This is a genomic window from Winslowiella iniecta, assembly GCF_001267535.1.
GTDB classification, from domain to species: Bacteria; Pseudomonadota; Gammaproteobacteria; order Enterobacterales; family Enterobacteriaceae; genus Erwinia; species Erwinia iniecta.
The window spans coordinates 243,838-254,636 of the sequence record NZ_JRXE01000002.1 but is presented as its reverse complement, the minus strand read 5'-3'; the positions used below and the strand labels follow the sequence as shown (position 1 = coordinate 254,636).

The 10,799-nt window shown below is 52.2% G+C and carries 7 protein-coding genes; 4 read left to right on the top strand and 3 right to left on the bottom strand.

Features of this window, described 5'->3' with window-relative positions:
* A partial coding sequence (locus NG42_RS02310; RefSeq protein ID WP_193787971.1) for a BapA prefix-like domain-containing protein occupies nt 1-956 on the bottom strand: 956 nt, incomplete at its 3' end.
* 834 nt (nt 957-1,790) lie between these two features.
* Here NG42_RS02310 and NG42_RS02305 point away from each other — a divergent pair.
* Genes NG42_RS02305 through rcsB form a run of 3 tightly spaced genes read left to right on the top strand, consistent with a single transcriptional unit; the run spans nt 1,791 to nt 6,279 of the window.
* The gene (locus tag NG42_RS02305; RefSeq protein WP_052897356.1) at nt 1,791-2,945 is read left to right on the top strand and encodes an MFS transporter; all 1,155 of its coding nucleotides are present in this window, start codon (nt 1,791-1,793) and stop codon (nt 2,943-2,945) included.
* A 21-nt stretch (nt 2,946-2,966) separates the two neighbouring features.
* Entirely contained in the window at nt 2,967-5,627 is a 2,661-nt protein-coding gene (gene rcsD / locus NG42_RS02300) for a phosphotransferase RcsD (protein ID WP_052897354.1), read from the top strand.
* Nucleotide 5,628: 1 nt separating this feature from the next.
* Complete coding sequence (gene rcsB / locus NG42_RS02295) at nt 5,629-6,279, top strand: response regulator transcription factor RcsB (protein WP_052897352.1); 651 nt, start codon at nt 5,629-5,631, stop codon at nt 6,277-6,279.
* 67 nt (nt 6,280-6,346) lie between these two features.
* On the opposite strand, the gene rcsC is transcribed toward rcsB, so the two are convergent.
* Both rcsC and NG42_RS02285 read right to left on the bottom strand, forming a co-directional pair.
* Nucleotides 6,347-9,187 carry a two-component system sensor histidine kinase RcsC gene (rcsC, locus tag NG42_RS02290; protein WP_052897350.1) on the bottom strand — a complete coding sequence of 947 codons (2,841 nt, stop codon included), beginning with the start codon at nt 9,185-9,187 and terminating at the stop codon, nt 6,347-6,349.
* Between the two features lie 94 nt (nt 9,188-9,281).
* On the bottom strand, nt 9,282-10,289 hold the full coding sequence (locus NG42_RS02285) for a helix-turn-helix domain-containing protein (RefSeq protein WP_156322211.1): 1,008 nt from the start codon (nt 10,287-10,289) through the stop codon (nt 9,282-9,284).
* Nucleotides 10,290-10,359: 70 nt separating this feature from the next.
* On the opposite strand from NG42_RS02285, the gene NG42_RS02280 reads away from it, so the two are divergent.
* A partial coding sequence (locus tag NG42_RS02280) for an alpha/beta hydrolase family protein (protein ID WP_420911296.1) occupies nt 10,360-10,799 on the top strand: 440 nt, incomplete at its 3' end.

Below are 10,799 nucleotides of genomic sequence, written 5' to 3'. Positions count from 1 at the left end.
ACGGTTCTGCCCGCCTCAACGTTGGTGGTGGTGCCGGAAATGGCCTGGCTGCTGCTTTTCTCATCGGCGTCAAGAATGTTGTCACCGGCAAAAGTGCCGATGGTGAGGGTCGGCGTTTCCGCCGCCGGGCCGGTTACGGTAATTGCCTGGGTGTCGCTGGCGCTGTTGCCCGCACTGTTACTGACCGTCGCGCTGATGGTGGCGCTGCCGTTTGCCAGCGCCTGGAGAGCTGACGGGGGTACCGATACGCTCCAGCTGCCGTCCGCGCCCACCGTCGCGGTATAGGTAACGCCGCCCAGCGTGATGGTAACGGTTCTGCCCGCCTCAACATTGGTGGTGGTGCCGGAGATGATCTGGCTGCTCTGCTGCTCTGTGCTGTCCAGCACATCATCACCGGCAAACACATTAATGGTGATAGTCGGCTGTTGTGGTGTCGACGGGTTATTATCACCATCCCGGGCGCCGCTGCCACTGCCGCCACCGGTAGCCGCAGCGACACCTGCCCCGGCGATACCGAGCAGACCGAAGCCTGCGGCGGTAAAGATATCATCGGTATTTTGATTATCCGCCAGCAGCAGTGCGTCGATATCACCCAACGATTCATATTGCGGGTTTAACACCATGACTGCATTGGCATCTGCCACATCGCCAGTCATTGGGAACAGTGCATGCTGTAGAGGGTTGACGCCGTCATCAAACACCAGCTCACTGTGCATGCCATCAACATCGTTGAAGAAAAACCGTTTGTAACGCACCACGCTGCCATCGCGCATATGCAGGATAAGGTCATTTCCCTGTCGCTCAAAGGTCGCGACCATCTCGCGGGTACCATTTATCTTTACCACACTGGGCTCAGTCAGCAGCACCGAATGGGTAAAACCCCCGTTGACCTGAGAAGTGAGTGTTCCATTATCACGCGAGATGATATCAACGCGACCTTGATTAAGCTGTGCCATATGAATGACCCCTTACACACCAGTTGAGGTAATATGCCACGCGTGAAAAAACATCATTAAAATTGAATAATCACACGCAGTATTAATGTTAATAATTACGTTTATGAATACTTAACAACCCAACATCACTGGTGGAAAAAACCAAATCAAAACGAAAAAGCAAAACCTAACACCTGGAAATTACGGTTTATATATATCGAGTCCGCTCACCAGATATAATCAAGAAACGACAACTTGGCGGCAATAATTGTTAATCATTTCGATTAAATAAATCGATTAAATAGTTTAGATATTCTAATGTTATTTTTTGATGGTTTCTTCTGTAAGCGGGAGAAAACCGCCTAGTGCTCTGATTTAACTGCGACAAATCTGTTACCACGCAGTCGAAAATCAGCGCCTGAGGAGCACTGAAATTGACAAAAAAGGGGGATATTTACCGACGGGGAAAAGTTTAAATTTACACAGAATTGTGATTGCTGGCAGGTCCTGGCTGTCGCACCATGAGCTAACAACATGAGACAACCGTCGTAAAAACAACACATTACGACTACTGTCTCACGCGTCATGGTGGGTTAAATTGCCGACACTGATGTAGCAGGAAAATGATTTGAACAGGCAACCGCGATAAATCCCCACCAGGAACCGTCTGGAAAACACTGGCAACGGTGATTTTTAGGTTAACATCGCTGTTTTTATCGGTTATTAACATCGGCATGATGACAGACTGAAAATATATCATCAGGTAAACGCCGGGCACTGCGACAACTCCCATTCTAAGCCGGGACCGATTGTGGTAAAAAGACCGACTTACTGTGCGGAATTAACACGATAAAAATGACCACATCAGATGCTGTACAACTCCGGCAATCCGCCCTTGCCACGCAGATAGCCACGCGTGTGATATTTTTTATTGCCGGGATGGGAATGTCCGCCTGGGCACCGCTGGTGCCGTACGCCAAAACACGCGTCAATCTCAGCGATGCTTCGCTGGGCGGTTTACTGTTATTTCTCGGTGTTGGCTCACTGGTGGCAATGCCGCTGACCGGCATGTTAGCCGGCAAGTACGGCTGTAAGGCGGTGATCGTGACTGCCGGCCTGTTTATTATGCTGGTGTTACCGCTGCTGGCGGTGTCACCCACGCCGTTTACGCTGGCGCTCTGTCTGATGGCGTTTGGCGCCTCAATCGGCGTACTGGATGTGGCGATGAATATTCAGGCGGTCGAGGTGGAAAAAGCCTCCGGGCGCGCCATGATGTCCGGTTTTCATGGTTTCTTTAGTATCGGCGGTATCGCCGGTGCCGGCCTGGTAAGTGCGATGCTGTGGCTCGGCCTGTCGCCGCTCAATGCCGTGCTGATGATTGCCGCGCTGATCATCCTGCTGCTGCTGAGTAGTCAGAAGTATCTGTTAAGCGATCGTTTGCATCAGTCAGATTCGCCACTGTTTGTGTTACCTCGTGGCTGGGTGCTGTTCCTTGGCGCGCTCTGTTTTATTCTGTTCCTGGCTGAGGGTGCGATCCTCGACTGGGGCGCACTGTTCCTGACCAACGTGCGTGATATGCCTGCCTCACAGGCCGGACTGGGCTATGCGGTGTTTTCCATCGCCATGACGATCGGCCGCCTGACCGGCGATCGCATCGTTAACTCTTTCGGCAGTGCGACGATTTTATTACTGGGCAGCCTGTGCGCCGCCGCCGGCATTTTGCTGGCGGTCAGCGTTAACGATGTACGGGTGACGCTGCTGGCTTTCCTGTTGGTAGGTTTTGGCGCGTCCAATACCGTGCCAATCCTGTTCAGCGCCGCCGGCAAGCAGGAAACCATGCCGGTAAACCTGGCGATTTCTGCCATGACAACGATTGGATATGCAGGTATTCTGGCAGGTCCGGCACTGGTCGGCTTTGTTTCCCAGTGGTTTAGCCTGACGACGGCTTTTTCCGCCATCGCGGTGCTGCTTTTGGCTGTTGCTGCCAGCGCCCGGCTGGTCACACGATAATTTTGGGTGTCACATTACGTTATGGTGCCATATAAGTTTCCCCTCACCTCTGGCAATGTCACACGCTTCTTTGTGATGTTTATTTTGGTATTACTGCTGGCGTTGGGATTTATGATCCATAACGCGGTAAACGCATGGCTGACAGAAAAACGTTATGCGATGTCCGATATTACTTACGCCATGCAAAAGCGTATCGACAGCTATCGCTTCGCCACCTGGCAGATTTATGAAAATCTGGCGGCCAGCGCGGCAGGGTCACCCCCCAATAGCCTGCAAGAGACGCGTCTGCGTCCCGACGTCTATTATCTGGAAAAAACCCGCCGTAAAACGGAAGCCTTGATCTTCGGCTCTCATGACAGCAGCACGCTGGATATGACCCAACGCATGTCGGGCTATCTCGATACGCTATGGGGTGCGGAAAACAGTACCTGGTCGATGTATTTCCTCAATGGTCAGGACAACAGTCTGATTCTGATCTCAACCCTGCCGCTGAAGGATATGGCGACGCGCTACAAAGAGAGCGCCATCACCAGCATTGTCGATGCGCGACGTGCGGAAATGTTGCAGCAGGCGAATGCGCTGGATGAGCGTGAAAGTTTCTCGCCACTGCGCCGTTTTGCCTGGCAGAACGACCACTATTTTACCGTGCGTACCACCTTTAATCAGCCGGGCCATCTGGCGACCGTAGTGGCGTTTGACCTGCCCGTTAACGATCTCATCCCGCACAATATGCCGCTGGAAAACTTCCAGCTTAAGCAAGACAGCGCGGTGGCTGGCGAAGGCACGCAGAGCGATGAAGAGAGCCCGAGCACGCGTATTTCGCTGGTTAATCCTAATGTGGAGATTGCCTCTTCACTGAGCAGCACGCCGTTGCAACTGGTTTACCGTGTGCCACTCACCAGCCTGGTGTTCGATACGCTGCGCAATCTACTGTGGCCGCTGCTGGCTAACCTGGCGCTGCTGCTGATGTCGCTGGCCGGTCTGTTTCTGCTGCGTCAGCAATCGCTGCGCCCCAGCGAAAACCAGAGCGCTGAACTCGATTCGCTGCGAGTACTGAATGAAGAGATTGTTGCCAGCCTGCCGGTCGGCTTACTGGTGTATGACTTCGCCAGCAATCGCACCATTATCAGCAACAAAATTGCCGAGCACCTGCTGCCACATCTTAATCTGCAAAAAATTATCAATATGTCCGATCAGCATCAGGGCGTATTGCAGGCAACGGTAAACAATGAGGTGTATGAGATCCGTCATGCACGCAGTGTGGTTTCACCTCATACCCAGCTGTTTATGATGCGCGATCAGGATCGTGAGCTGCTGGTGAACAAAAAACTGCAAAAGGCACAGCAGGTGCTGGATAAAAATCACCAGATGCGTCAGCAGCTGTTGCAGAATCTGGGCCATGCGCTGAATCGCCCGCTGAGCAATATTGTTGGCCAGTTGCAGCAGTTAAATGATCAGAGTGATGAAGAAGCGCGGCTGAATGTGTTGCAGGAAACTGAAGCGCTGAGCCGGATGCTGGAAGATATCGTGCTGCTTAACCGGCTGGAAGCTCATGACTGGACGCCAGACTCGGCCTCGTTCAATCTGCAATCGCTGCTGGATGAACTGGCGCTGGAGCTGCTGCCACTGACTCGTCGTAAGGGGCTGACACTGCTAATGCGCAACCGTCTGAACAGTGACGAAATGCGCTTTGGCGATCGCCGCGCCATCCGTAAAGTGTTGTCGACGCTGCTGCACTATTCGTTGACCACCACCGACTGGGGCAAGATTACGCTGGATGTCGATTCGCCTTCGGAGCGGCCGGACCGTCTGACGATTCATATCGTCGATACCGGAGCGGGCCTGACGGTCGATGAACTGGGGAATAATGACTTCCCGTTCCTCGGCGAAACGTCACAGGATCGCTTTGGTCAGGCTTCAGGCCTCACCTTCTTCCTGTGCAAACAGCTGTGTAAGCAGTTGGGCGGGCATTTAGAAATCCATGCCCGACCGGATATCGGTACTCGTTACAGCATTAATCTGCATGTTCCGCTGGAAAACCAGCAGTTGCAGGAAGAAAAATTGCTGGAAGGTCTGACGGCATTAATCGAAATCACCGTTGATGATGTACGCAAGATCGTTTGTCATCAGCTGGAAAACTGGGGCGCGAACTGCATCACACCAGATGAGCGCTTCTCAGGCCAGGATCATGATGTTCTGGTGACTGACGACCCGGCGCGTTTAACGCCCTGGTCGTTACTGCTCACGGATGATGAGATGGGCTTCCGGGCGATTAACGACAATCAATACCGGGTTAACTTCAATATCAGTAGTGCAATGCAGGATGCATTGTTACAGCTGATTGAACAACAGCTGGCGCAAGATGCGCTGGGTGATGAACCTGTTGAAGAACAGGATGCCACACCGCTGCTTAGTAGCGGTTACTACCAGCTGTTTGTCGACACAGTACCGGATGATGTAAAGAGATTGTATACTGAGGCGGCGAACAAGGATTACAGTTCGCTTGCTCAGACAGCGCATCGCCTCAAAGGCGTGTTTGCCATGCTTAATCTGGTACCCGGCAAGCAGCTTTGTGAAACGTTAGAACAGCACATTAAAGAGTGTGACGATTCAAACATTAAAAATACCACCAGTAACATTGACGCTTACGTCAATGAACTGCTGCAGCAAGGTAACCAATAAGATGAATAATTTGAATGTAATTATTGCTGATGACCATCCGATTGTCCTGTTTGGCATTCGTAAGTCACTTGAACAGATTGAATGGGTAAACGTTGTTGGTGAGTTTGAAGACTCTACTGCTCTGATTAACAGCCTGTCTAAATTAGATGCCAACGTATTAATTACCGATCTGTCGATGCCGGGTGAGAAGTATGGCGATGGCATTACGCTGATCAAATATATCAAACGTCACTATCCTGACCTGTCGATTATTGTTCTGACCATGAACAACAACCCGGCGATCCTCAGTGCCGTGCTGGATCTGGATATTGAAGGCATCGTGCTGAAACAGGGCGCGCCGACCGACCTGCCGAAAGCGCTGGCAGCGCTGCAGAAAGGCAAGAAATACACCCCGGACAGCGTGGCAAAACTGCTGGAGAAAATCAGCGCCGGTGGTTATGGCGACAAACGCCTGTCACCGAAAGAGAGCGAAGTCCTGCGTCTGTTTGCCGAAGGTTTCCTGGTGACGGAAATCGCCAAAAAACTGAACCGCAGTATCAAAACCATCAGTAGCCAGAAGAAATCAGCGATGATGAAACTGGGTGTGGATAACGATATCGCGCTACTGAACTACCTCTCTTCCGTTAGTTCAATGCCGGTCGAGAAAGACTGACACCTCGCCTGACGGCCGATGATATCTGGCGCGGGCGGCGAAAACGCCGCCCGTTGCTATTCTGCCCCTACCCTTCGCGCACTTTTCTTACCCGCTCAGCATAAAACGCTAAGGTCTTCTGCAAGGTATCCAGCGTAACCGGCTTCGACAGACAGTTATCCATTCCGGCTTCAATACAACGCTGCTTCTCTTCTGCCAGCGCATTAGCGGTGACGCCAATCACCGGGAAAGTATGTCCTAACTGGCGCAGACGCTGTGTCAGGCGATAGCCGTCCATATTCGGCATATTGACATCGCTCAGGACAATATCAATATCGCTCCGGCTGATCACATTTAGCGCATCCACACCGTCCTGGGCGGTTTTCACCCGGAAGCCCAGCGAGCCAAGCTGGTCGGAAAGCAACATACGGTTGATGGGATGATCGTCCACCACCAGGATCAGAATATCCTCGTTGTTCACACTCTCTTCTGGTGCCGGCAGCAATGCCAGCCCGTCCGGAACATCAACCGGCACCCGGTAGATCCGACCCAATAACGCCGGGAGCTCGTGCGGCGTGGCAGTGCTGTAAACCCAGCGGCCAGCCGAAACTTCCTGCGGCATATCAATATGTTTACCATCGAATTCAATAACCGCCCGCACCTGATTTAGTGCGGCGAAATCGTAGTCAGTGATAATCACATCATCCGCACCATAGCCCGTTTCATCATAGCGATAAACCTGGATACCGTGATCGTTTAGCAAGTTCTCAAGGAAAGTGGCCAGATATTCATTGCGCAGCTCCAGCCACACCTGTTTGTCCTGCAAACCTTCATGCAATGGTGGAACAATCACCCGGCTGTTATACAGTGGAATACGTACAATAAACTGACTGCCCATGCCCGGTTCAGAATCAACTTCGATATCGCCATCCATCATATTGATCAGCTTTTCGCAGATCGCCAGCCCTAAGCCGGTGCCCTGGAAGTTGCTCTGTACGCCAGTGCCGACCTGGAAGAAGGGGTCAAATAACCGGGTGATCTCTTTCGCCGGAATCCCGACACCGGTATCACGCACGCGAAATGCCAGATAACCGTCTCTGACGTAGGCATGCAAAATAATGCAGCCGGTATGGGTAAATTTAATGGCGTTATTCAGCAAATTAGAGATGACCTGTTGTAAACGCAACGGGTCGCCATCCAGTAATACCGGAACATCGCTGTCAATAAAGCAGTAAAGCGTCAGGCGTTTTTTCACCACCAGCGACAGATAGTTAGAAGCAATATGGGTAATCACCTCGCGCGGCGCAAACTCACGTGGTTCAATCCGCAGCTGCTCAGACTCAATTTTTGAGAAGTCGAGAATATCGCTGATGATTTTCAGCAACAGGCTGGAAGAGTTATTCATCGCCGTGACCAGCGACTCGACGCCTTTTGGCAGCGCTTTGGTTTGCAGCAAATCGAGGTTACCAATAATACCGTACAGCGGGGTACGCAGCTCATGGCTGACGGTCGCAAGAAACATCGACTTTGACTGACTGGCCTGCTCGGCAGCCTGCGCCATCTCCTGCAACGACTCTTCCATTTTGACGCGGGCGCTGACATCCACCAACACGCAGATTGCCACGTTTTCATTGCGATACCGCGAATGGACAAAGCTGATTTGCAGGTTGGTATTACTGCCGGTTAACACGTCAACAAAGTTAACCTGCTGGCCGCAGATAATCTCCGTCAGTCGCTGACGATCTTCCTGGGTCAGCAGATTAAGGTAATTATGTGCCAGTTCATTACTGAGAATATTGGTGCCGTCACTGGTACGCAGAATACAGATACCAACCGGTGCCGAGGCGACAATCTTGCGGTTAAACTGCTCATGCTCTTCAAGGCGATGAGCATTATCTTCTGCCGGCAGGAACATACGGCGCTCAAATAACCACGCCAGCGAGAAAAGAATCATACCGCTTAACAGATTCATCAGTAGCGCATTGATCATCAGCATTTTCAACTGTTCCACCAGCACATCAGTCGAGATGGAATAGACCACACTGAGTGTCGAAGGCTGTAACGCTTTTTTCAGCACCAGCTGTTTAAAACCGTTGAGATAACCAAACCAGACTTTGTCATCCGGCAGATCGTCCAGTGAGAAACGGGCGTTGCCGCGAGCAGAAGAAAGAACCGGCTGATTATCCTGATCAATAAGTGTCGCCACCACTGGCAGACTGCCCGGAGAGATAAAATCATCCAGCCGGATATTTTGCTCAATACCCAGCAGTGCCTCCCGCTTATTGGCAACATAGACTGGCGTGATCATATTGAAGTAGCCAACGCCCGGCTGCGCAGTGGGAGCAATCCAGTACAGGCTGTTTTTACGCTCTTCACCGTTCGCATTGCGGTAGCGTAAAATATGCTCATTCCGCGACTTCAGCGCTCTTTCGCGATCGACCGAGGCATTGCCAGGCGAAAAATCGGCCAGACATAAACTTTCACCACCGACAAAGAACACCCGGTTCAGTTCATAGGCGGAGGAGAAATTGGTTTTCCAGTAAGTAAGGAAATAGCTCAGCGACTCCAGCGAACTGCGCCAGTTAGTATCCATTGATGAGCAGTCAGAGTCGGCATACAGTGGATAAAACTGCGGTAGTGTTAATTTACCGGCGGTGGTCATATCGGCACCGTTCGCCGGGTAATTCAGCCGGTTTTCCGCGATAAACTTCAGTTCGCGCGTCATATCGACCGAATGATGGATATACCATTGCGCCTGGTCGTAACTGGTACTGAACTCCTGCCGCACCTGCGACTCTTTATCGTGCAAGACGTTAATAATATAGAAAGTGGTGAGTAAGGCGCCAAGCGCCCAGAGCATTAAAGCCAGCGCCCGGAACAGGTAGCGGGAAATTCTTAACGTCGTGCGAAAAGAGACAAAATATTTCAAGTGTAACCTACGGCGGCAAAGTGTCAGTGGTGAGTTTTGCGATGCCGATACAGTAGCGGTACTGGTTATAAAAAGCCAGAACTGGCACGGCGCTTCAGGATAATCCAGCCTGGTCTGAATGCCCGCTACGCCATTGCGACGGAGTTTGGCCGGTGATGCGTAAAAACTCACGGTTAAAATTCGATTTGGTCACAAAACCGACCGCCTCCATGATGTCGATAACCGGTCGCGAGCCCTGGCGAAGCTGTTGGCAGGCTTCGCTGATGCGCCACTGATTAACATACTGCGACACGCTCTGTTGCCGTAGCAGATTAATCGCCGCAGATACCTTTCGCGCCGGAATGCCGCTCTTGCGCGCCAGCATCGCCAGGTTCAGACCCGAGTCGCGGTACAGCGCCGTGTCACGCATCACTTGCTCGACAGTTTGCAGCACCTGCGCATCACTCTCATCGGCAGTTCTGACGCTAATATCCGGCGCAGTGCTGGCCCCGACGGGTGTCAGCACCAGCGCCATAGCGATAAACAGACAAAGTATGATCTGCCCGGCGAACAATAAACTGCGAACGACGATATCACCAGAAAACGAGATAGCAGTGGTAATCGCCAGATCCAGTAATGCGGTGAAAATCAGCATCACGGCCATCAGTCGCCAGCTCAGCAGCGTAATGCCAATACGCCGCAGTAACGGAGCGGAAAATATCGCCTCGCCCGCACGCAGCCTGAATAACATGGCACCGCCGCAGGCGAGCCAGCTAACTAACAACAACCCATCAATTCCCTGCGGCCACAGCCAGACACACCACACCATCATTCCCACCGGTATCAGCAAGCCGCTCAGCGGTGCGCGTTGACCGGATGCCTGACGTAAGGCCAGCCAGCACAGTAGCGGAAGTGCTGTCGCGGTTACCGGCAACAGTGATGAGATAAATAACAGTGGATACAGCTGCTTTAGCCCGGCAAACAGATAATGCACCAGGCAGAGAGTCAGCAGCGCGCTAAACCAGCGCGAATTACCATCGCGTAATAACATCCGCAACAGCAGCAGCATAAAGCAGAAACTCAGCACGAAATTGAACGGAATCAGCATATTTTCAGGTAGCAAATCCTGATCGAGGACGAGAATTTATCAGATAAACAGGATGATAGCGCTTTCTCATTCAGGAGTTAACGCCATGCGCTTTATTTATCTATTCATGTTGATGTTCAGTTGCAGCAGCTGGAGTTATACCGTCGGTAATCAGTCCCTGTTGATCACCACGGACGATCCGCAGCGGCAATTATCAGTCCGCTTATTCTACCCCACCCGGTCAGAGGCACCGTCGGTATTACAGGGAAACAATTCGGTGTTTCAGGGCTTTGCGGCCATCCCCGATGCGTCGCTGGCGGCGGGAAAATTCCCGATGGTGGTACTGAGCCACGGTAGCGGCGGCAATAATACCAGTCTTGCCTGGCTGGCGACGCAGCTTGCCCGCCACGGCATTATCGTACTGGCGGCCAACCATCCCGGCAGCACCACCGGCGACTCGCGCGCCACCACTGACGTCACGCTGCAAACGCGCGATATCAGCATTATGCTAAACGTTATCTTGCGCGATGCCCGCTGGGGCAGCGT

Coding starts and splice junctions, on each gene's coding strand:
- rcsB (WP_052897352.1), top strand. CDS start 5,629: ATGAATAATTTGAATGTAATTATTGCTGATGACCATCCGATTGTCCTG.
- rcsD (WP_052897354.1), top strand. CDS start 2,967: ATGGTGCCATATAAGTTTCCCCTCACCTCTGGCAATGTCACACGCTTC.
- NG42_RS02305 (WP_052897356.1), top strand. CDS start 1,791: ATGACCACATCAGATGCTGTACAACTCCGGCAATCCGCCCTTGCCACG.